The following is a 23,165-nucleotide window of genomic DNA, read 5'->3' on the forward strand; positions in this document are numbered from 1 at the left end:
GAAAAAACGCCACGGTTACCGTGGCGTTTGAACTATTGACGTACTGTTAAATTACAGAACGTGAACAGATGAAGTATTTGTTGTGCCGCTATCAACCAGCGCACCAGTAACCATAACAACACGCTCACCAGCATGAGCTAAACCACTTGCTAATGCTGCTTCTTTACCAATACGGTAGAAGTCGTCAGTAGAAGAGATTTCGTTAACTAATTGCGTTGTTACACCTTTAACTAACAGTAACTGACGAGCTGTTTCTTCGTTGTTTGTTAATGCTAAGATTGGCGCAGTTGGGAAATATTTACGGATAGAACGAGCTGATTTACCACCGAAAGTTGCAACAACAATCAGAGGTGCATCTAAGTTTTCAGCCATTTCTACGGCACCGCGACAAACTGCTTCTGTGACGCGTAATTTTGCAGCAGTTTGTTTGTAATCAAGGCGAGATTGCATGATACGGTCTGTACGATCACAGATAGTTGCCATGATAGTTACAGCTTCTACTGGGTATTTACCTTTCGCACTTTCACCTGACAACATAACAGCATCAGTACCATCTAAGATGGCATTCGCAACGTCACCCGCTTCAGCACGAGTAGGGCGTGGGTTTTTGATCATTGAATCTAACATTTGCGTTGCAGTGATAACCACTTTACGTGCAGCGTTACATTTTTCGATCATCATTTTTTGTGCGAAGATAACTTCTTCAACTGGGATCTCAACACCTAAGTCACCACGAGCAACCATGATACCGTCAGAAGCTTCTAAGATCTCATCAAAATTGTTTAAACCTTCTTGGTTTTCAATTTTTGAGATGATCATGATGTTTTTGCCGCCGTGTGCATTTAAGTGTGCGCGCATTTCTTCAACGTCAGAACGTTTACGAATAAATGATGCAGCAACGAAATCAACGCCTTGTTCGCAACCAAAGATAAGATCTTGTTTATCTTTTTCAGCTAATGCTGGTAAACCGATAGAAACGCCCGGTAAGTTAACACCTTTATTTTCACCTAAGTCACCGTTGTTTAAAACTTCACAAACAACTTCTGTATCAGTTACAGCAGTTACTTTCATGCCGATAAGACCATCATCAACTAAAACGGTATTACCAACAGTTAAGTCTTTAGCGAAACCTTCGTAAGTTACAGCAACGCGGTCTTTGTTGCCCACAACAGTTTTGTCTGTAGTGAAAGTGAAAGTTTGACCAGCAACTAAAGCAACATCATTACCACCTTCTAATTTGATGGTACGGATTTCTGGACCTTTAGTATCTAATAAGATAGCGGCTTTTTTGCCTGTTTTAGCGCAAACGTTACGCAGATTTTTGATACGGTTGCCATGCTCTTCATAGTCACCGTGAGAGAAGTTTAGACGCATAACGTTCATGCCTGCGTCTAGTAATTGATTCAGTTTTTCTTCAGATTCGGTTTTTGGCCCGATGGTGCAAACAATTTTTGTCTTTTTCATGGCAGTCTATTTAATGGTTGTATTGTAATGGATGAATAAGGATTAATGTCGCTGTTTTCTATTAACAGTATCAATGGTGCAAAACAGGATGTACAAACTCATCCCTAATGGATAAGTTGCGCAACATGTTAATGGTTCAGCAACATCATAAAAATCTTGTCACTATTTTGTATCAAAGGTTGGCAGACATCTTACATTATAGTCTATCACGATTCATTTGTTCTGTTTTCTAAAGATGCCCGTAAATCAATACGCTGAAACCTTTCAACAAAATTATGTTTCGTATTATAGAGGTTAATTTCTATGAAGAAAATCGAAAAAAGGTAAATTTAAGTGATGTGATCAAAATACAGCGCTGACTGCTTGTTTTTTAAACACTTTGTTGCGCAATAAAATATTGCAAGCTGAATTAATTATTTTGTAGGGGAGGTAAGATGAATAAAATTAAGAAAATAGAGAAAGAGAAATGGTGCGTCCAAGTGGACTCGAACCACCGACCCCCACCATGTCAAGGTGGTGCTCTAACCAACTGAGCTATGGACGCACTGTATTGAGATGTTGCCGAAAAATAAATGGTGCGTCCAAGTGGACTCGAACCACCGACCCCCACCATGTCAAGGTGGTGCTCTAACCAACTGAGCTATGGACGCATTATCTATTGGGTGACAACGGGGACGAATATTAACGAGATGATTCGATTCTGGCAAGAGGAAAAACACAAATTTATATTCAACTGCTCGTATTTAAAGCTATTTGTTGATATTTGTGTCATTCCCTTGCCTAAATAACCGTTTCTCTTTAACGCTCTGAGCGTAATAACACCACTTCATCAGATTGGCGTTGGATCCACCAAATACGGGAACCCATCATAATTGCTGAGGCAGTTAAACCTAGAATAAAGCCAATCCAGAAACCAGCAGGCCCCATGGCTTCAACAAAGTAATTAGTACGTCCTAATATATAACCAGAAGGTAATCCAATTACCCAGTAGGCAATAAAGGTGATAAAGAAGATAGAGCGGGTATCTTTATAACCTCGTAATACACCGGAGCCAATAACTTGCACAGAATCTGATAACTGATAAAGCGCAGCGAATAACATAAGATGAGAAGCTAATGTCACCACTTCAATATTATCGTTATACATTAATGCAATTTTTTCTCTGAAGATGATAGAGAAAATCGCAGTACAACTTGCCAACATTAGCCCAACAACAAGTGCTGTAATGGCTGAAGTACGGGCTTGTGCTGTGGAGCGTTGCCCTAAGTTATGACCAACACGGATTGTTGCCGCTATTCCCAATGATAGCGGGAACATAAACATCAGAGAACTAAAGTTAAGTGCAATCTGATGACTCGCAACCGCGGTAACGCCTAAAGGTGAAACTAATAATGCCACAACGGCAAAGAGTGTTACTTCAAAAAATAAGGCTAAACCAACGGGTAATCCTAAAAATGTAATACGTTTTATCGTGTGAAAATCAGGGCTGACTAAACGTTTTTCTGGCATAACATCACGTTGTGTTGGCGCTCTACGCACGTAATAACGCATCATTAAGAACATTGCCCAGAAAACAGAGGCTGTTGCAACACCACAACCAATACCCCCTAATTGCGGCGCGCCAAATTTACCGTAAATAAAGGCGTAGTTAACAGGGATATTAATTAATAAGCCAACAAAACCAATTATCATACCGGGTTTTGTTTTAGATAAACCCTCACATTGGCTTCTCAGTACCTGATAATAAAGGCAGCCTGGTGCACCCCACATAATGGCGTGAATAAATCCAATGGCTTTTTCGGCTAATTCTGGCTCGATATCATGTTGCGCTTCAATAATAAAACGGCTGTTATAAAGAATAGCAATGACCATGATTGATAAGAAAGTGGCGAGCCAAAAACCTTGCTGTGTACGATTAGCAATGTGTTTTCGTTGTCCTGAACCATTTAATTGTGCAACGATTGGAGTTAATGCCATTAATATGCCTTGGCCTAATAAAATCGTTGGTAACCAAATAGACGTACCTACTGCCACTGCCGACATTTCTGTGGCATTTACAGCACCCGCCATGACAGTATCAACCACACCCATTGCTGTCTGGGAAAATTGCGCGATGATAACGGGGATACCGAGAGCAAGTAAGCTACGCGCTTCTTTTATGTACTTCTGCACGCATACACCTTTATTTATTATAAGAAAACGAAAGGAAAGGAAGGGAACAAACGTCGTATTGTTAACATGACGTAAAGAGATCCTCAAGACCGCTTATTCTAATGATAAAAGTTTAATTAGCAACGAAAGAAGTTTAGCTTTTCAAACACAGGATTTTGATAAGTTATTAGGTGTTTTTACGTTATATTTAACGGCAATAATCGATAAGGAATAAATGCGATAATTGTTCCTTTGTATTAATACGAGCTATGTTATCCTTAATAGCATAAACCTAAAGTGAGTTTACCAGTTTATCGTTCCAAGGAGATGTAAGATGTTTACAGGTATTGTTCAGGGAAAAGGGCGGGTTATTGCTATCGAAGATAAAGGCGATTTTCGTACCCATATCATTGAATTACCCAACGAGTTAGTCGGCAATTTAGAAACAGGCGCTTCTGTTGCAAATAATGGTTGCTGTTTAACGGTCACTAAAATTGAAGGCACACATATTAGCTTTGATTTAGTGAAAGAGACATTACGTTTAACTAACCTTGGTGAATTAAAAGTTGGCTCTGAAGTCAATATTGAACGAGCAGCTAAGTATGGTGATGAAATTGGTGGTCATGTGATGTCTGGTCATATTGTCACAACCGCTGAAGTTGCCAAAATTATTACATCAGAAAATAATTTACAAATTTGGTTTCGCATCTTCGATAAAGCATTAATGAAGTATATTTTACACAAAGGTTTTATTGGTATTGATGGAATAAGCCTAACTGTGGGCGATGTGGTTAATAACCGTTTTTGTGTTCATTTAATTCCAGAAACTCGTGACAGAACAACATTAGGTCGTAAGCGCCTTGGTGATAAAGTCAATATTGAGCTTGATCCTCAAACTCAAGCGATTGTCGATACAGTAGAGCGCGTTATGGCACAACAAGCACAGCAACAAGCTTTATTTGCAGCGCAACAAATTGAAAATGAAGAACAAGCTTCACATAATTAATCATTAATGTTGTTGCTCTGAAAAGAAAATTAAAGAAAAAGCCAGTTTATTAATCAAACTGGCTTTTCTCTTTTTATAAAAAATAATTAACGAGGGATCTGTAAACCGCCAATATGCCCTTTAGGGCTTAGTACTATTTGCCATAACTGAATATCTCTGGCACGAAATGCGCCAGCACAGGCATTAAGATAATAGCTAAACATACGTTTAAAACGCGGTGTATAATTGGGTTCAATATCTGGCCAACAATCTAAGAAACGCTGATACCATGCCATTAATGTTTTATCGTAATCAGCGCCAAAGTTATGCCAATCTTCCATCACAAATTTATTGTCCATGGCATGAGCAATTTTTTGAATAGACGGTAAACATCCATTAGGAAAGATATATTTACTTATCCAGCTATCTACATTCACCTTATCGCGGTTAGAACCAATGGTGTGTAATAGAAACAGACCATCTTCTTTTAAATTACGACGAACGACATCAAAATAAGTGGCGTAATTTTTAGGGCCAACGTGTTCGAACATGCCCACTGAAACTATACGATCAAATTTTTCATGTAAATCACGATAGTCTTCTAAGATTATATTAACATCAAGCCCTTGGCATCGAGCTTGTGCCAACTTCTGTTGTTCAACAGAAATGGTGACACCCGTAACAGATACGCCAAAGTGTTTGGCTGCGTAGCCTGCAAGCCCCCCCCAGCCACAGCCAATATCTAATAAGGTCATACCTGGTTTTAAATCTAATTTTCGGCAAATTAAATCTAATTTATGTTCTTGAGCCTGAGCTAAATTGTCTGCATTTTTCCAGTAGCCACAGGAATATTGCATATTAGGATCAAGCATGGCAGTAAATAGATCATTACCCAGATCGTAATGTTCTTTACCTACCATCCATGCGCGTTTTTGTGTTTGCAGATTAAAAAGGCGGGCTGCCGCAATCTTGAAAATGTCACGTAGGTTTTGTGGAAGCTTATTTTCAAGACCTGCACGTAAAACTTTATGAAAGAATATATCCAGTCGTTCACAATCCCACCAACCATCCATATAACTTTCGCCGAGACCTAATGAGCCTTGCTGTAATACTCTTTTATAAAAATTCTGATTATGAACCTGAATATCATAAGGTTCTGAACCATTAATTCGAATATCTGTGTGAGCTAACAGTTCTATTACGATCTTTTCATAAGGATCGTTGGAGGTCTTTCGGCCTTCTTCTACACAAGATGTACTCATATACTCTCCGCGTAAACTAAGCGGGTTTTGAGACATAAAGCTAAGAAAGGATGTGTACAGATTGATAGTATTAAAATGGTATTGTGTTCAGTATGAATTGAACGAATAAAATTAATAAGACAACTAATCTGACATAATCAGCAAATAATTTGTTTAATGTCTCAAAATCCGAAAGAAAAATAAACAAAACGCTATACAGCGTATAGGTAAGTATAGAGACGTAAATTATTTTTCTCTAGAAAAGAAAAAGACCATTTTTTATAAAATGGCCTTTTTAAGATGATTCTTAAAATAAAGGGGGGATTATTCTGCGGTTTGAACCGTGTGTTTGATAACAGATTTATTGCGCTGAATAAAGTAGCCAACTGCCATTGGGATTGCTGTTAATGCCATAATTGCAGTGGTGTTAATCAGAGGTTGTTGACTGATAAAGGCAGACACAATAAAACTTGCTAAGCTACAAAGACCCAGTTGAAGTGCATTTTGTAACGCAGCTGCTTTACCACTAATTTCAGGATAAGCGGATAAAGCATTAGATACTGCGATTGGATAAGATGCACCATTCATTGCAGCCATAATACAGAACGGAATTAAAATAGTTGTTAATGTTGGCTCAGTAAATTTAGCAACAAGGTATAACGCAGTCATACTGACAGCATAACCGATTAACAACAGTGGAAGCAGTGTTTTACCTGTCATTTTTGACAGTAAGATACGACAACCATAACCACCCACCATAAATGCAATAGTTTGTGGAATATAACTTAAACCGATATCCTGTGGCGAGTAACCCATCTTTTCAAGAATGATTGGTGAGCCAGCTAACCAAGCAAAGAAACCCGCGCTACAAGAAGCGTAAACTAATACGTTACCTGTGTAGAGAGGGGATTTGAGTAAAGTCATAAATGAAGCGGTAGATTGGTTTGCATCTGTGACTGATTTTTGTTTAATGTTTTTTAGCATTAATGTCGGTAACATTAGAACTAATGTTACTGCCATTAACAGCATGAAAATCATACGCCAGCCGCCGTGATTTAATAATGATGCACCAATTAAAGGTGCAAGTGCTGGTGATAATGCAACCAGTGGCATAATTAAAGCAAAAACGTGCTGAGCGCGAGATTCATCAAAACGGTCGATGACAAGAGCTTGCCAAATAACAGCAGCAGAGCAGACACCGAAAGCTTGTAGGAAGCGCATAGCAAGTAAGCCAGTTGCACTCTCAACCCACAGCATACCAAGACAGCCTAAAGAGAAAAGGCTTAAACCAATAAGTAGAATAGGTTTACGACCTACTTTGTCAGAAAGTGGTCCCCAAAGTAATTGGGCAACAGCAAAGCCAAATAAAAAGATACTTAAGCTATTACTAATAGCACCTTCGCTGATAGAGAGTTCACGCTGCATCATACCGAATGCAGGTAAGTACATATCAATAGCTAAGTAACCTAGCATACTCAAACCCGCTAGGTACACCATAAAGCTCATAGGTGTTTTTGATTGTGTGGACGTTTTAGAATTCATTTTATTTTCTATGCTATGTGATGTAGAACATTTTATATATTGTAACTAAGACTTATTTTACTTGTGAAACGGGAATATTTGGTTAATGCTGTGAAAAATTTTCAAAGGAATAAACTCTATGTGGTCAGAATACTCTTTAGAAGTTGTTGATGCAGTTGCAAGAACAGGAAGTTTTAGCTCCGCTGCTCAAGAATTGCACAGAGTGCCATCCGCCGTTAGTTACACAGTTCGGCAATTAGAGGAATGGCTTGCCGTTCCTTTGTTTGAGCGCCGTCACCGTGATGTAGAATTAACCGATGCAGGTAAAATTTTCATCAAAGAAGCACGATCTGTTATCAAAAAAATGAATGACACTCGGCATCTTTGTCAACAAGTTTCTAATGGGTGGCGCGGTCAATTTAGTATAGCAGTTGATGGCATTGTTAAACCTGAAAGAACACAACAACTTATTCTCGATTTCTACCGCCATTTTCCTGATATTGAGCTGTATGTCTACCCTGAAGTGTTTAATGGCGTATGGGACTCTTTAGTTAATGGTCGTGTTGATTTAGCAATTGGTGCAACAAGAGCCTCACCAATTGGTGAACGTTATAGTTTTAGAGATATGGGATTTATGCCTTGGCGCTGCGTTTGCCATGTTGATCACCCTTTAGCGAAAGCACAACACCCATTAACGGATGATGAGATGCGCCCTTATCCTAGTTTATGTTTAGAAGATACCTCACGCAGTTTACCAAAGCGTGACACTTGGGCGCTAAATAATCAGCGTAGAATGGTTGTCCCGACATGGGATATGGGGCTTGAATGCTTGTTAGCGGGATTATGCGTAGGAATGGTGCCTTGGCACCGCGCTGAGCCTTTAATTGAACAAGGTAAGCTGGTTACTTTACAACTGGCACAACCATTGCCAGACAGCCCATGCTGCCTGACGTGGGTCGATAAAAGTGAATCACCCGCTTTGACATGGTTGTTAGATTATCTTGGAGATAGCCAAACCTTAAATGAGGAATGGCTTCGCTAGAAATCAGATAACTGAATAAATCTGAATTAACGACGGTAGTCAATAAAAGGACCGTCAGCAACTGAACGGCGCTCAACTAATCGTGGATGAACTTCGATTGTTTGGGCGTCTTCGCGTTTATTGACGATGCGATCAAGCAACATTGATAATGCCATTTGACCTAAACGTTCTTTTGGCTGGTGGACGGTCGTTAGTGCGGGTGTAAAATAACGTGCATTACGAATATTGTCGTAACCCACAATAGAAATATCGAAAGGAACGCGCAGACCAAGTTCATCCGCAGCACAAATTGCGCCCATCGCCATCACATCACCACCACAAAAAACAGCAGTAGGGCGATGTTTTTGATTTAGCATTTGGTACATGGCTTTATAACCCGACTCTGGCTCAAAGTCGCCTTGTACAATCCACTCATCTTTTACTGTGATTTTTGCTTCTTCCATGGCTTTTAAGAAACCTTGTAAGCGACCACCACCAGTATTACGTTCTAATGGACCAGGAATAATACCAATATCACGATGACCACGCTCAATAAGGTAACGACCTGCAATATAACCACCATGGAAAGCATTATCGATAATGGTATCTGTAAAGTCACCACGCGCTTTGCCCCAATCCATGACAACCATTGGAATATTACGATAGCCCTCTAAAAGTGTAAGAAGGTGATCGGGATATTCAGAACACATGACTAACAATCCATCAACACGTTTTTGTGCCAGCATCGCTAAATAGGCTTTTTGTTTATCAAGGTTATTATGTGAATTACATAAAATCAGTGTGTAGCCTTTGCTATAACAACTATTTTCAACCGCTTCAATCACTTCAGCAAAGTAAGGAGCTTCACTGGACGTGGCTAACAGGCCAATAGATTTGGTGTGATTGACTTTTAAACTACGCGCAACGGCACTAGGCGAATAATTTAATTCTTTTATAGCGGCCCAAACTGCTGCCCGTGTGTTCTCAGCAACAAAACGTGTTTTGTTGATCACATGAGAAACAGTCGTGGTTGATACGCCTGCGCGTTTTGCCACGTCTTTTATTGTTGCCATGGTGTGGAAAACTCCTGACCTTCATTGGTCTCTTTTATCTAATTTTATGGTTTAACTGCCAGTATAGTCATACATAGGGCAAACACTGGCAATAATTTAGCGATTAGCTGTGAATTTTGTATGATCTAGCTCAAAAGTGAAAGTATTAATCAATGTTATAAATTGTGCACTGGTCGCTATTTTAGCAAATATTGATATGTAATAATAATTAACCATGACAATGTTATGGTTAAAAATGTGTATTATAATCATTTTGAGGGAGAAATAGATGGATACGGATCTGAAATTTGGTTTGAGTACAGCAGTAGCAGCGCTTGTTATGATCGTTTTATTTTCGACTATGTTGTTCTAATCACCGCTTTATAAAATATCCGATCAATTTAAATAATAGATTATCGAATATCTGAATATAACAAAGGGCTGAAGGCCCTTTGTTATTTTGTCACCAAAAATGAATCTCAATCACTCACCTTTGATTATCACGCTCTATTAAGCAAGGTTAGCTTCAACAAATGACCAGTTAACTAATGCCCAGAACTCTTCTAAATATTTAACGCGCGCATTACGGTAGTCGATGTAGTATGCATGTTCCCATACGTCTACTGTTAACAGTGGTTTGTCTGCGCCTGAAACTGGCGTTGCAGCATTAGACGTATTAACAATTGCAACTGAACCGTCGGCTTTTTTAACTAACCAAGTCCAACCTGAACCGAAGTTTTTAGCTGCCGCATCATTAAATTGCTTTTTGAACTCTTCAAAAGAGCCAAATGCTTTGTTGATAGCATCAGCAATTTTACCTGTTGGTGCGCCACCTGCGTTTGGTGCTAAGCAGTTCCAGTAGAAAGTGTGGTTCCATACTTGAGCGGCATTATTAAAGATACCACCATCAGTAGACTTGATGATTTCTTCTAAGGATTTGCTTTCTAAATCAGTACCTTTAACCAGATTATTTAAATTGGTTACATAGGTTTGGTGGTGTTTGCCGTAGTGATATTCTAAAGTTTCTTTAGAGATGTGTGGCTCAAGAGCATCTAACGCATAAGGTAATTTTGGTAATTCGAAAGACATTGCGTACTCCTTTAAACTATCTATTTCGGGTTTTGTGCCTAAAATCATTCCATCAAAATCATTTGAATTGATAGAATGAGGCAAATGAATCACTAAGTTGTTACTATTTTGCTAATTATTTTAACAAAAATCTGTTGAAATAACAGCTAAATATCTTTTATCTATAGATATAAGCCATATAGATTAATTATACTCATAAGAGTATATCCCTCAGAGTTACTCGTAAAGCAGTAAAACATTGACTGTGATCAGAGTCGGTATCTTCTAATTGTATATTTTCTGCTTACTCCATTATTAGTGTATACATCATTTTCACGACCACTAAGAATAAGAATAGTGCAAATATTTGGCGAACTCTTGGAATAGGCAGGCGATAAGCAACTTTTACGCCGACAGGGGCGAAGAGAATGCTGGTAATGCTTATGCCAATAAAGGCAGGTAAATAGATAAAACCGAAGTAATAGTCATCAATATTTGTTTGATTCCAACCATAGATAATACCCATAATTGTGCCTACGGAAGCGATGATGACACCAATCATTGATGAGGTTGCAATGCATTTGCGAGTATTAAATCCCCAATGACTTAAAAGAGGAATGGTGATAGTACCACCAGCAATACCGATAAAGCTGGATATAAAGCCAATTAATGCGCCACCACTGGTTAACGCTGGTTTTGAAACGATAGGATCTTTCACGTTTTCTATACGTTCAGCTTCTTTCTTTTTAGTTAATAATCCATAGATGGTATATACCATGAAAATACAGAATACGATTTGCAATATCGTATTTGACATTTTTTGTACCAGAAATGTCCCAACAAGCATACCAATGAGAGTACCGATGGATAATAAAGGAAATTGTTGCCATAAAATGGCTTTATGTTTGTTATGAGAATACGCTGAAGATGCTGTGGAAAATATAATGACAGAAAATGAAGTAGATAAGGCAATTTTCATCACCATATCTGTTGGAATAGCTTGTTGACTCACAACATACATAACCACCGGAACAATGATTGCACCGCCTCCGATGCCAAGTAGCCCAGCAAAAAAACCAGTAATACAGCCCACTAAAAGAAACAGCAAAATCATGTCCATAGTTAGTACTCATTAGGATTTATAACAAACTCATTTATATACATTATATTCTTTTAAAAAAGTAGCGTTTTATCTTAATGTAAAGGTTATGAAATTTAATATATTGATTTTGATATAAAAGTTACTCTTCCTTTTCTTTTTACTTTTTTAATTTAAAAGGATATAAAGCTAAATAGAATTCAAATAAAGAAACATATTAAATATTTTATAATAATTTATATTTTTAAATCGCATGCTAAAAATAACAACGTTCATTTTAATTTAAGAAAGTTGTTGCTATTTCATTTAATAATAAAGCCAGTGCTTCATATACTTTAAAACCTAGTGAAGAAGAAAATGTTCTTAAAATTAAGAAAGGACAAACTGCAAAAATAAAAGGTGAAATAAGCGATATTACTGCTGCACTGGGTTGCTTGATCCTTTTAGAAAACGGATTGTGTTGGTGATAAGAGGCGAAATAATAAGATAAAATGTACTCATAAACATCTGTAACGTATTGATTTATTTTTATACTTTTTTGTGTGTTTTCTCATCAATAATCTTATGGTTTAACACCAGCTTATTGTTTTATATCGAGAATTAAACTTATATAGAGGTTTCGAATATAAAGTGGTATTCTTCTTCCATGTTTTCCCCTATAAAGCATATCGAATATAAAAGGCTGTAAGGACTTACAAATGACGACTATTGAAAAAATTGAACGCCAGATCAATGAAAACCCAATTATTTTATACATGAAAGGTTCACCAAAATTACCAAGTTGTGGTTTTTCTGCTCAGGCAGTTCAAGCTATCTCTGCTTGTGGTGAGCGTTTTGCGTATGTTGATATCTTGCAAAACCCAGATATTCGTGCAGAACTACCAAAATATGCACACTGGCCAACCTTCCCACAATTATGGGTAGGTGGTGAATTAGTCGGTGGATGTGACATTATTTTAGAAATGTATCAGCGCGGTGAATTACAGAAGTTATTAAAAGAGACTGCTGATAAATATCGTGGTGAAGAAGAAGCACAGTAATTCATTTTTATTGTTTCAGTATTGAAACGCATAAAAATAATGAGATTTACAATAAAAAAGCCAGTTCAATTTTTGAACTGGCTTTTTTCTGTTATTCATACTTTTTCTGCGATTCATAAATGTATCAGCGAAATCATGGCTTCAAGGTGTAGGCAATGGCCATCCACCAAGCTTTTTCCAACGATTAACTAATTCACAAAAAAGTAATGATGTACGATTAGTATCGTATAACGCACCATGCGCTAATTTACTATCAAAGGGAATGCCAGCAGTGATGCAGGCTTTAGCCAAAATAGTCTGTCCTAATACCAATCCACTTAAAGCTGCTGTATCAAAGGTGGCAAAAGGGTGAAAAGGATTACGTTTTAACCCAGCACGTTCAGCAGCAGCCATTACAAAGCTGTGATCAAAATTTGCATTATGAGCGACAATAATAGCTCGATTACAATCTGCATCCTTCATCCCTTTACGTACCATTTTAAAAATAGCATGTAAGGCTTCATATTCACTGACTGCGCCACGTAAAGGATTAGTTGGATCAATACCTGTAAATTCTAAGGCTGCCGGCTCTAAATTAGCCCCTTCAAAGGGATCAACATGAAAATGTAATGTGTTATCAGGTTTTAGCCAACCTTGCTCATCCATTTTTAGTGTAATAGCGGCGATTTCAAGTAAACCGTCTGTTTTCGCATTAAATCCACCTGTTTCAACATCAATGACAACAGGGTAGTAACCCCGAAAACGGTTACAAAGCTTATTGGGATTATTTATATCAGGCATTAAGTTGTACTTATCCGATAAAAATAGAATATCGGAAATTGATAATCAGTAAGGCCAGAAAGATACACATGTTATCTTTCTGGTTTTAATAAAAATTAGTTACCTAGAGCGTGACTGGCACTTTTGTTTTCGATTAGCTCGATTTTATATCCATCAGGATCTTCAACAAAAGCAATAATTGTGGAGCCACCTTTTACTGGACCCGCATCACGGGTAACATTACCGCCAGCTTGGCGAATGGCTTCACAGGTTGCTGCAACATCATCAACACCTAATGCCACATGCCCAAAAGCGGTTCCCATTTCGTAGCTGTTTACACCCCAGTTATAGGTTAATTCGATAACCGCACCGGTGCTTTCATCACCATAACCAACAAAAGCTAACGAGTATTTATATTCCTCATTCTCGCTAGTGCGTAGAAGTTGCATACCTAAAACCTTGGTATAAAAGTCGATGGAACGTTGTAAATCGCCCACACGGATCATGGTATGAAGTACTCGCATATAAACCTCTTGTGTTTTTTTAATGATTAAACCCTACAGTTAAACTGATGGCGGAGTACTATAACGCGTTAAAGCCCTAAAGTTCAATTTTACTACGCCTTTAACAGTTCAATAAATCATGTTGTGCAGATAATATCGCTATTAACTATACTCTATTGTAACAAACAATAGGGAGGGAAAATCAAATGCAAGAACAATTAGAATTTTTTGATATTCCTAGCCCTTGTATTGGGCGCTGTGAAATGAATGCGCAAGGATATTGTGTTGGGTGCTATCGTAGCCGCCAAGAGCGATTTAATTGGTCAACAATGAATCAACAAGAGAAAAGAAATATATTACGACTTTGTCAGCAACGTTATTTAAGAACATTAAAAAAATTGGGTTCCTCAATTGAAAAAGAGAATGAACAACTCAATTTATTTTAAATTTTCCACTTAATTTTTAATGTTAAAATAATAATTAACTATATTCTTAATTCATTATTGTTATTTATTGTAGTTGTGTGGTTTATTATTTTTTCTTTATTAATATAAAGTTGTAACTTTAAAGTATTCTCGCTCTGTTTTATTTGCAATTAATTGATAAGAAGAGTGTTTTTCTTGATTTTTGTGTTGAGTTTAAAATAATAATAATTATTATGTAAAAAAATATAGATTAGTTTTTATAACAAGGTTATTCTTTATGAACTTTCGTTGCTAGAAAGAAAAGCTTTAATTATATCTGGAAAATAATTACTTATCTAATAAATGGGGTTATAACTATATTAGTTATTAAAGGTAATGTTTTAATTAAAAAGAATAGGTAATAATTGTATTAAAAATGAATATCTAAACTTTGTAATAAGTTGACTGAAAATGCTAATTAAGGAGAGATAAGTGGAATCAACATTAGGAGCTGATTTAGCGCGTTTAGTTCGATTATGGCGTGCTTTAATTGATCATCGTCTCAAACCATTAAAATTAACCCAAACCCACTGGGTTACTTTGTACAATATCAGCCAATTACCTCCAGAGCAGTCACAAATCCAATTGGCAAAAGCAATAGGAATAGAGCAGCCATCTTTAGTGAGAACCTTAGATCAACTGGAAGAAAAAAAACTGATTTGTCGGCATACATGTGCAAATGATCGTAGAGCAAAACGTATAAAATTAACAAAAGAATCTGAGCCTTTTATTAATGAGGTTTATACTGTTATAGAAAAAACGAGACGAGAAATACTAGGTGGTATTCAACTAGAAGAAATTGAAAGGCTAATAGGTACAATTCAAAAACTAGAAAAAAATATAAATAGGTTAAATGACTAATAATTTCAAATTTAATATATATTCTATTTAAATAATATTAATGACATGATGATAACGATACTCTAAATAATTCGATTGTTCAGCTATACAACAAATGAATGACTCACTAGAGATATATAAATATATCATTGGTGTGAGTAAGCGATGTCAACAATACTGAAATTTGAAATATACTGAAACTTGAAATATAACGAGTATATAACAAATATCATTATATAGTCTTAATTGCCATAACTAGATTATATATTCGTTCTCTCTTTAGATTACTTATTATTGAGTCATAAATAAAACAGGCAACTTTAATGTTGCCTGTTTTTTGTTGTTCATTAGCGAGGAGAAACAGTTAAGTTATTTCCGTTACCAATAACTGCAACACGTTGACCTTGGCTATAAACAGTATTATCTGCTTTTTGAACGATAGCGACAGTTTTACCACTATCTAAACGAACTTCAATTTGAACACCTTTAGTGGTATTTAAAGCACCTTGTGCTTGTTGTCCTGCCATACCACCTGCTATTGCACCCGCGGCTGTTGCTAGGTTACGACCTGTACCACCACCCACTGTGTTACCTAACATACCGCCGAGAACAGCACCACCGATAGCGCCTAAAATATTCTCATCGCTACCCGCCTGAATATTTACTGCACGCACAGAAACCACTGTACCATAAGTAATATTTTGAGCTTGTTTTGCTTGGCTTGCGGTATAAGTGTCACCGGATAGTGAATTTGTATTCACGCAACCAGTAAGTACAGTCATTGTAAAAAGACCAATAAGTAAATGCTTAAACATAGTCACTCCTAAAGAAAATCTGAGGGAAATCGTTCAGATTATACCAATGTTATCTAGTATCAGTTATAGCTCGTTTTTTGCGTATGTCGACACTGATTTTAATAATATATAGCTTACTATATAGTAAAGGCCGATAGTACAAACAGAAGAGATTTCTGAAAAAAGAGAATATAACATTATATGTTAAAAATTTGCATCATCTTGATTATAAGGAAAAGAACATGATAGCAGGGCGGTACATTGGCGTGATGTCTGGCACAAGCTTAGATGGTGTTGATGTTGTATTAGCTGCAATCAATAATAAGTTTGTTGCACAACAAGAAAATCACTTTCTGCCTTATCCACAACATTTACGCCAACGAATTTTAGCTGTTTGCCAAGGGCAACCTACTACCTTGCATGAAATCGGTCTATTAGATGCCCAACTGGGCGAACTTTATGCGCAAGCAATTATAGAGTTACTCGCAAAAGTAAAACTTAGCGCGAGTGATATTACGGCGATAGGGTGTCATGGACAAACCGTTTGGCATGAGCCAGAAAGTGATATGCCATTTACTATGCAAATTGGTGACAACAACCGTGTTGCTGCCCTAACGGGAATTACAACAGTCGGTGATTTTCGTCGCAGAGATATTGCTTATGGCGGACAAGGCGCACCTTTAGTACCTGCTTTTCATCTTGCCGTGTTAGGACACTCTGTTGAAAAACGGGTGATTTTAAATATTGGTGGTATCGCCAATATCTCATTGTTATTACCTGGTATTGCAGTCAAAGGCTACGATACCGGACCCGGAAATATGCTATTAGATAGCTGGAATTGGATCCATAACCAAACCCCCTATGATGATAATGGCAAATGGGCGGCTACTGGCACTGTAAACGCAACTTTATTGAAAGATATGCTTTCAGATCCCTACTTTTCACGTTCAGCACCTAAAAGTACAGGGCGAGAATATTTCAATACACAATGGTTAAATTACCATTTAGCAAGAGTACCTAATGTTTTTCCTGAAGATGTACAAGCAACGCTAGTTGAATTAACCGCGATAAGTATTGTGCAACAGATCCAATTAAACGGAGGATGTGAACGTTTACTTGTTTGTGGTGGAGGGGCGAGAAATGGACAAATTATGCATCGTTTAGCTTCATTATTACCGGGTACAGAAGTCGCAACAACGGATAAATATGGTTTAAGTGGCGATGATATGGAAGCGTTGGCATTTGCTTGGTTAGCTGCTCGTACTATTGCCAATGAATCAGGGAATTTGCCTTCTGTAACAGGGGCATCAAGAGAAACCGTTTTAGGGGCGATTTACCCTACAAATCCTCGTTAAGCGTGATATGCTGAACGCAGTTTCTCAAAAGAGAGAGTGAAAAATGACAGAACTTGATTTTATTGATGTTGCAGATTTACGCCGCGAATATATGAACGGTGGACTACGACGTCATGAATTAACTGAACAGCCATTAGTTTTGTTTGAAAAGTGGCTAAAACAGGCTTGTGAAGCGCGTTTGAGTGATCCTACTGCAATGTGTGTTGCCACGGTTGATGAAAATGGACAACCTTACCAACGTATCGTGTTATTAAAACACTTCGACGAACATGGTTTAGTCTTTTACACCAACTTGGGCAGTCGCAAGGCGAGTCATTTAGAGCACAATCAACGAGTCAGTTTATTATTCCCTTGGTATCCATTAGAAAGACAAGTTTGCTTTTTAGGGAAAGCTGAAAAGCTTTCACCCATTGAAGTTATTAAATATTTTCATAGTCGCCCTAAAGATAGTCAAATTGCAGCGTGGGCTTCTCAACAGTCTTCTCGCATTTCCGCAAGAGGCGTCTTAGAAAGTAAGTTTCTGGAATTAAAACAGAAATTCAAAAATGGAGAAGTACCATTACCGAGTTTCTGGGGTGGATATCGTGTGACATTTGATTCTGTCGAATTTTGGCAAGGGCGAGAAAATCGTCTACACGATCGCTTTATCTACCAAAAATCACCACAAGGATGGGACATTGAGCGATTAGCACCTTAATGGTGTGTTAATAAATTTGTCTCAAAAAGTCTTTTTCTACTGGTACTTAATGTAGTGGCGCTTTATGCTATACCACTTGTGTTTCACTTATATTTTAAATAGACAAAAAACAATAAACCGATGGAGTCATTGATGTCTAGCAAGAACCTAATCACACAATTGCAGGAGCGTGGGCTAATCGCTCAGGTCACGGATGAGGCAGCTTTAGTAGAGCGTTTGGAGCAAGGTCCTATCGCTCTCTATTGTGGCTTCGATCCTACCGCTGATAGCCTGCACTTGGGGCATTTGGTTCCTTTGCTGTGTTTAAAACGATTCCAACTAGCCGGGCATAAGCCTGTGGCGTTGGTGGGTGGTGCAACGGGTCTAATTGGTGATCCTAGTTTTAAAGCCACCGAGCGCAAACTGAATACCCAAGATACTGTTCACGAATGGGTAGAAAAAATTCGTAAACAAGTGTCACCTTTCTTAGATTTCAACAGTGGTGAAAACAGTGCGGAATTAGCAAACAACTATGACTGGTTTGGTCAAATGGATGTGCTGACATTCCTGCGTGATATCGGTAAACACTTCTCTGTGAACCAAATGATCAACAAAGAAGCGGTTAAACAACGTTTAAACCGTGACGATGTGGGTATCTCTTTTACTGAATTCGCCTATAACCTATTACAAGCTTATGACTTTGCGTCATTAAATACGCAATTAGGTGTTGAATTACAAATCGGTGGCTCTGATCAGTGGGGTAATATCACTTCAGGTATCGATTTAACCCGTCGTTTCAATCAGAAGCAAGTATTTGGTATGACTGTACCATTAATTACTAAATCTGATGGAACTAAATTCGGTAAGACAGAAGGCGGTGCGGTTTGGTTAGATCCTAAGAAAACAAGCCCATACAAATTCTACCAGTTCTGGATTAATACAGCAGATGCTGACGTTTATCGCTTCTTAAAATTCTTCACATTTATGAGCATTGAAGAAATTAATGCACTTGAAGAAGAAGATAAAAATAGCGGTCAAGCGCCTCGTGCTCAACGTGTATTAGCAGAACTAGTTACTGGTTTAGTTCATGGTGAAGAAGGTTTAATCGCCGCTAAACGTATTACAGAAAGCTTATTCTCTGGTGCAATTGCAGACTTAACACAAGCTGACCTTGAACAATTAGCACAAGATGGTATGCCAACAATTGAGTTAGAAAAAGGCAGTGATTTGCAACAAGCACTGGTTAACGCAGAATTAGTTCCTTCTCGTGGTCAGGCTCGTACAATGATTGGTTCTAACGCAGTTTCAATTAATGGCGAAAAACAAGACAATCCTGAATACGTCTTTGAAGAAAAAGATTTCTTATTTGGTCATTATTCCATTTTGCGTCGCGGTAAAAAACATTACTGCCTCGTTATCTGGAAATAATTGACAGTAAAGGGCAGCCGGTGAGTTGCCCTTTTTCTTAATAACAATAAATAAACGTATATACCTCGCCTATGATGATAAAGCTTGGGTGTTGTGTGTATTCACAATAATCGGTTTATGTCATGAAAAATATACTCTCTATTCAGTCACATGTTGTTTTCGGTCATGCAGGTAACAGCGCCTCTGAGTTTCCAATGCGTCGTATGGGGGTAAATGTTTGGCCGCTAAATACAGTGCAATTTTCAAATCACACACAATACCCAGAAAAGTGGACTGGCTGTGTTATGTCAGCAGAACATATTACTGAGATTGTTGATGGTATTGCCGCAATTGGTAAACTCTCACAATGTGATGCCGTACTCAGTGGTTATTTGGGATCGGCTGAACAAGGTTTGCGTATTGTTGATATCGTTAAAAAAGTAAAACAAGCGAATCCTAACGCATGGTACTTTTGTGATCCTGTAATGGGGCATCCTGAAAAAGGGTGTATTGTTCCTCCTGCTGTTTCAGGTGTGCTGTGTGAAGATGCACTACCTATTAGTGATATCATTGCACCTAATTTATTAGAGCTTGAAACATTAAGTGGTGGCAAAGCCCTTCATAACGTTGATGAATGCGTCAATGCTGCTCGTGAATTGTGTAAACAAGGTCCAAAGATTGTATTAGTAAAACACTTATCACGCGCTGGATATCGTCATGATCGCTTTGAAATGCTGTTAGTAACCGCAGAGCATAGTTGGCATGTGAGTCGTCCATTAGTTGATTTTGGTGAACGTCAACCTGTGGGTGTCGGTGATCTAACAAGTGGTTTAATGCTGGTGGATTTACTTAAAGGTGTTGAATTACAAACTGCATTAGAACACGTTGCTGCGGCAGTTTATGAAGTGATGCTAAAAACGAAAGAGATGAATGAGTACGAATTGCAACTCGTTGCTGCTCAAGATCAAATGGTGCATCCAACACACAAATTCTGCGCAACACAGATAGATTAAACCACACAAATTCTAAGAAAAGAAAAAGCGGATATGAATGTTACGTCCGCTTTTTTTATTGTAATGAACTTATCGTTTATTCGGTTTTAACTTTTATAACGTTTTAACTTACTCTTTAATTAACCCTTCGGTAACCAGTGCGCTATGCACATTAGGTCGTTGTGCAATGCGTTTTAGGTAGCTTTGTAGGTGTGTTAAATCAGTTAAATCTAAACCGACATGCGGCGCCCATTGGCTTAATGTAAATAAATAGGCATCAATAACCGTAAAATGCTCACCACAGGCATATTTTTGTTTGCTTAATACATCATTAATATAAGTGAATTTACTTTTTAATTTAGTTTTAACAACAGGCACATAGCTTTCAGGTGTGTCGGGTGAAAACAGAGGGCCATAGCCTTTATGTACTTCACTTGCAAGAAAGTTTAACCACTCAATTTGATGATAACGTTCTAGTGATTTTGGTGGCGCAATTAAATTTCTATCAGGTTTTAAGTCCGCAAGGTATTGAACAATTGCAACACCTTCAGTCAAAATATCACCATTATCTAATTGAAGAACAGGAACTTGGCCTTTTGGATTGATGGTTAGAAAATCTTTCCCCGATTCTGTTTTCTTAGCACGTAAGTCGATGCGCTCTATTGAAAAATCTAAACCAGTTTCACGTAAAACGATATGAGGGGAAAGTGAGCAACTACCAGGCGTGTAGTACAATTTCATATTGAATAGCTCCCTATCAATGAGGTGATGAATTAACTTACAGATATCAGAATATCTTTACTAATATAAGATGATAAGAGGTTCTAAGAAATTAGCAAACTCAAAAGGTGCGAATAAAAAAGGCTTTTGTAAATTTGTGAACAAGGCAGTTAATTGATGAAATTACACGAAAATAAATGCTCCCTATATTTTTAAATATAAAGAACATTTATTTATGACTCTTCAAATGAAGGCAAAAATGAAATATCAAGGTAATAAATTTTGGGGTTCTTTTTATCAACATAAACGGTAACCAGCTCCCTATTAATATAAGGTGTGGGATCAAAGAAGATATAACCACTTTTATAACGAATTAATCGATTGTTTAATGTATCATGATAATCAGCAATAATTTGATAGGGAGAACGGTGATTAAAACGAATATGAGTATTAATAATAATTTCAGATATTTTTACATTGATAGGCATGCCATCACGTTTTAATCGTTGATCCCTTGTGGCTCTTCTTCTGATAAAATACAAAGGGATAAGCCCTGTTGATGCAAATACTAATCCCAAAATACTTAATATAGTTCCCGCGCCATATAAGCCTAAAAAGTTGTTTATCGTTGCTCTTTGTGGATCACTAGGAAGATAAATAACGTTAATCTTTTCACCAAGATAAAAACGAGATTGGCTACCACCTTCCGGTGAGCGAAACGTTATTTCTTTATTATCTTCTGTATTGAACTGAATAATAGGGTGATAAAAGTAGTTACCATCAGAAGATTTACTCACACTTTGGTCAATAACAACGCCTGTTGTTTCTATTCCATTTCTTACTACATTTAATTCAGATTTAATAACGAATAAAGCCACAACAAAAATAATTGCACCAATAAGAGCAAAAATATAAAACAGAAATCTAAATTTCTTCATACATTAAATCCTTTTATTAATATGTAATTATTTTATCGCTAATATAAAGAAAAGATTATAGGAATAAGCTAAAAAACAAAAGTGAAATTTATCTAACAGAGTCATGATATTAAAAATGAAAGGGAAAAGGGAGATATTAGATAAAAAACCGGTATTTAATAGAGTTAAGAGTAAAAACCGTAGAAGCAACATAAAAAAACTACAAAAAAACCACAAAAAAACCAGCCTTAACAGTAAGGCTGGTTTCTATTATTTATAGAACAGAATTATTTTAGTTCTAATTCATTCATTGCAGCGATGCTGAAACCACCATCTACGTGAATGATTTCACCTGTGATACCGCCAGATAAGTCAGAGCATAAGAATGCCGCTGTATTACCCACATCTTCGGTTGTTACAGTACGACGCAGAGGCGTTACTGATTCGCAATGGCTTAACATTTTACGGAAATCTTTGATACCAGATGCCGCTAATGTACGGATAGGGCCAGCAGAGATACCGTTAACACGAATACCTTCAGGACCCATAGCATTTGCCATATAACGAACGTTAGCTTCTAAAGAGGCTTTCGCCAGACCCATAACGTTATAGTTAGGGATTGCACGTTCAGCACCTAAATAAGTCAGAGTTAATAGAGCTGAATTTGGATTTAGCATTTCACGGCTTGCTTTCGCCATAGCAACGAAGCTGTATGCACTGATATCGTGAGCAATTTTAAAGCCTTCACGAGTTACGGCATTAACGTAGTCGCCATCTAATTGGTCAGCAGGAGCAAAACCGATAGAGTGAACAAAGCCATCGTATTTTGGCCAAACTTTTGCAAGTTCTGCGTACATGGTATCGATGCTTTCGTCTTTTGACACATCACACTCTAATACGATATTTGAGTCTAATGATGCTGCAAATTCTTCAACGCGTGGTTTCAGTTTTTCATTTTGGTAAGTAAATGCAAGTTCTGCACCTTGGTCACGCATAGCTTTGGCAATACCATAAGCAATTGATAATTTACTAGCAACACCAGTAATAAGAATGCGTTTGCCGGTCATAAAGCCCATAGCTGTATCCTTGTTTTTTC

The 23,165-nt window shown here is 37.5% G+C and carries 23 protein-coding genes and 2 tRNA genes; 10 read left to right on the forward strand and 15 right to left on the reverse strand.

Annotated features, from left to right (window positions below; genetic code table 11):
* Nucleotides 1–51 precede the first annotated feature (51 nt).
* From pykF to BTA34_RS06655, 4 genes are all read right to left on the reverse strand, one after another.
* Nucleotides 52–1,464 carry a pyruvate kinase PykF gene (gene pykF, locus BTA34_RS06640; RefSeq protein ID WP_151434973.1) on the reverse strand — a complete coding sequence of 471 codons (1,413 nt, stop codon included), beginning with the start codon at nt 1,462–1,464 and terminating at the stop codon, nt 52–54.
* 467 nt (nt 1,465–1,931) lie between these two features.
* Nucleotides 1,932–2,008 (reverse strand) — tRNA-Val (locus BTA34_RS06645).
* Nucleotides 2,009–2,037: 29 nt separating this feature from the next.
* Nucleotides 2,038–2,114, reverse strand: a tRNA-Val gene (locus BTA34_RS06650).
* 148 nt (nt 2,115–2,262) lie between these two features.
* Entirely contained in the window at nt 2,263–3,636 is a 1,374-nt protein-coding gene (locus tag BTA34_RS06655; protein ID WP_151434974.1) for an MATE family efflux transporter, read from the reverse strand.
* Between the two features lie 313 nt (nt 3,637–3,949).
* On the opposite strand from BTA34_RS06655, the gene BTA34_RS06660 reads away from it, so the two are divergent.
* A complete protein-coding gene (locus BTA34_RS06660; protein ID WP_151434975.1) occupies nt 3,950–4,621 on the forward strand; it encodes a riboflavin synthase subunit alpha in 672 nt (223 codons plus the stop codon).
* Between the two features lie 86 nt (nt 4,622–4,707).
* Here the strand turns inward: BTA34_RS06660 and cfa are convergent, their stop codons facing one another.
* Both cfa and punC read right to left on the reverse strand, forming a co-directional pair.
* Nucleotides 4,708–5,862, reverse strand: coding sequence for a cyclopropane fatty acyl phospholipid synthase (gene cfa / locus BTA34_RS06665; protein ID WP_151434976.1), 1,155 nt, complete (start codon nt 5,860–5,862; stop codon nt 4,708–4,710).
* 303 nt (nt 5,863–6,165) lie between these two features.
* Complete coding sequence (gene punC / locus BTA34_RS06670) at nt 6,166–7,383, reverse strand: purine nucleoside transporter PunC (protein WP_151434977.1); 1,218 nt, start codon at nt 7,381–7,383, stop codon at nt 6,166–6,168.
* A gap of 118 nt (nt 7,384–7,501) precedes the next feature.
* Between punC and punR the strand changes: the two genes are divergently transcribed.
* Nucleotides 7,502–8,404: a DNA-binding transcriptional activator PunR gene (punR, locus tag BTA34_RS06675; RefSeq protein WP_088495752.1), complete on the forward strand. Its 903-nt coding sequence runs from the start codon at nt 7,502–7,504 to the stop codon at nt 8,402–8,404.
* A gap of 26 nt (nt 8,405–8,430) precedes the next feature.
* Here punR and purR read toward each other — a convergent pair whose 3' ends face one another.
* Complete coding sequence (gene purR / locus BTA34_RS06680) at nt 8,431–9,456, reverse strand: HTH-type transcriptional repressor PurR (protein ID WP_023582340.1); 1,026 nt, start codon at nt 9,454–9,456, stop codon at nt 8,431–8,433.
* A 268-nt stretch (nt 9,457–9,724) separates the two neighbouring features.
* On the opposite strand from purR, the gene BTA34_RS18525 reads away from it, so the two are divergent.
* Complete coding sequence (locus tag BTA34_RS18525; protein WP_103004765.1) at nt 9,725–9,808, forward strand: YnhF family membrane protein; 84 nt, start codon at nt 9,725–9,727, stop codon at nt 9,806–9,808.
* 137 nt (nt 9,809–9,945) lie between these two features.
* Here the strand turns inward: BTA34_RS18525 and sodB are convergent, their stop codons facing one another.
* Nucleotides 9,946–10,524, reverse strand: coding sequence for a superoxide dismutase [Fe] (sodB, locus tag BTA34_RS06690; RefSeq protein ID WP_072062546.1), 579 nt, complete (start codon nt 10,522–10,524; stop codon nt 9,946–9,948).
* A gap of 283 nt (nt 10,525–10,807) precedes the next feature.
* Nucleotides 10,808–11,623, reverse strand: a complete 816-nt coding sequence (locus BTA34_RS06695) for a sulfite exporter TauE/SafE family protein (protein WP_151434978.1) — start codon at nt 11,621–11,623, stop codon at nt 10,808–10,810.
* Nucleotides 11,624–12,300: 677 nt separating this feature from the next.
* Between BTA34_RS06695 and BTA34_RS06700 the strand changes: the two genes are divergently transcribed.
* The gene (locus BTA34_RS06700) at nt 12,301–12,642 is read left to right on the forward strand and encodes a Grx4 family monothiol glutaredoxin (protein WP_151434979.1); all 342 of its coding nucleotides are present in this window, start codon (nt 12,301–12,303) and stop codon (nt 12,640–12,642) included.
* A gap of 141 nt (nt 12,643–12,783) precedes the next feature.
* On the opposite strand, the gene rnt is transcribed toward BTA34_RS06700, so the two are convergent.
* Together rnt and gloA are read right to left on the reverse strand one after the other, a co-directional pair.
* The gene (gene rnt / locus BTA34_RS06705) at nt 12,784–13,422 is read right to left on the reverse strand and encodes a ribonuclease T (protein WP_069369299.1); all 639 of its coding nucleotides are present in this window, start codon (nt 13,420–13,422) and stop codon (nt 12,784–12,786) included.
* A gap of 95 nt (nt 13,423–13,517) precedes the next feature.
* Nucleotides 13,518–13,925: a lactoylglutathione lyase gene (gene gloA, locus BTA34_RS06710; protein WP_036937247.1), complete on the reverse strand. Its 408-nt coding sequence runs from the start codon at nt 13,923–13,925 to the stop codon at nt 13,518–13,520.
* Between the two features lie 185 nt (nt 13,926–14,110).
* On the opposite strand from gloA, the gene BTA34_RS06715 reads away from it, so the two are divergent.
* A complete protein-coding gene (locus BTA34_RS06715) occupies nt 14,111–14,350 on the forward strand; it encodes a DUF1289 domain-containing protein (protein ID WP_151434980.1) in 240 nt (79 codons plus the stop codon).
* A 450-nt stretch (nt 14,351–14,800) separates the two neighbouring features.
* The gene (gene slyA, locus BTA34_RS06720) at nt 14,801–15,229 is read left to right on the forward strand and encodes a transcriptional regulator SlyA (protein ID WP_151434981.1); all 429 of its coding nucleotides are present in this window, start codon (nt 14,801–14,803) and stop codon (nt 15,227–15,229) included.
* A gap of 326 nt (nt 15,230–15,555) precedes the next feature.
* Here slyA and BTA34_RS06725 read toward each other — a convergent pair whose 3' ends face one another.
* Nucleotides 15,556–16,023, reverse strand: a complete 468-nt coding sequence (locus BTA34_RS06725; protein ID WP_023582334.1) for a glycine zipper 2TM domain-containing protein — start codon at nt 16,021–16,023, stop codon at nt 15,556–15,558.
* Between the two features lie 221 nt (nt 16,024–16,244).
* On the opposite strand from BTA34_RS06725, the gene anmK reads away from it, so the two are divergent.
* The 4 genes from anmK to pdxY all read left to right on the forward strand — a co-directional run bounded on the left by anmK (nt 16,245) and on the right by pdxY (nt 20,453).
* Entirely contained in the window at nt 16,245–17,357 is a 1,113-nt protein-coding gene (anmK, locus tag BTA34_RS06730; RefSeq protein ID WP_151434982.1) for an anhydro-N-acetylmuramic acid kinase, read from the forward strand.
* Nucleotides 17,358–17,400: 43 nt separating this feature from the next.
* A complete protein-coding gene (pdxH, locus tag BTA34_RS06735; protein WP_151434983.1) occupies nt 17,401–18,054 on the forward strand; it encodes a pyridoxamine 5'-phosphate oxidase in 654 nt (217 codons plus the stop codon).
* A gap of 132 nt (nt 18,055–18,186) precedes the next feature.
* Nucleotides 18,187–19,461, forward strand: coding sequence for a tyrosine--tRNA ligase (tyrS, locus tag BTA34_RS06740; RefSeq protein ID WP_151434984.1), 1,275 nt, complete (start codon nt 18,187–18,189; stop codon nt 19,459–19,461).
* Nucleotides 19,462–19,583: 122 nt separating this feature from the next.
* Entirely contained in the window at nt 19,584–20,453 is an 870-nt protein-coding gene (gene pdxY, locus BTA34_RS06745) for a pyridoxal kinase PdxY (protein ID WP_151434985.1), read from the forward strand.
* A 108-nt stretch (nt 20,454–20,561) separates the two neighbouring features.
* Here pdxY and gstA read toward each other — a convergent pair whose 3' ends face one another.
* The 3 genes from gstA to fabI all read right to left on the reverse strand — a co-directional run bounded on the left by gstA (nt 20,562) and on the right by fabI (nt 23,145).
* On the reverse strand, nt 20,562–21,173 hold the full coding sequence (gene gstA, locus BTA34_RS06750) for a glutathione transferase GstA (protein ID WP_151434986.1): 612 nt from the start codon (nt 21,171–21,173) through the stop codon (nt 20,562–20,564).
* A gap of 212 nt (nt 21,174–21,385) precedes the next feature.
* Entirely contained in the window at nt 21,386–22,090 is a 705-nt protein-coding gene (locus BTA34_RS06755) for a DUF3592 domain-containing protein (RefSeq protein ID WP_151434987.1), read from the reverse strand.
* 266 nt (nt 22,091–22,356) lie between these two features.
* Nucleotides 22,357–23,145, reverse strand: coding sequence for an enoyl-ACP reductase FabI (gene fabI, locus BTA34_RS06760; RefSeq protein WP_072067955.1), 789 nt, complete (start codon nt 23,143–23,145; stop codon nt 22,357–22,359).
* Nucleotides 23,146–23,165: the final 20 nt, after the last annotated feature.

Origin of the sequence: Proteus sp. CD3 (assembly GCF_008808075.1) — a bacterium.
Lineage (GTDB): Bacteria > Pseudomonadota > Gammaproteobacteria > Enterobacterales > Enterobacteriaceae > Proteus > Proteus appendicitidis.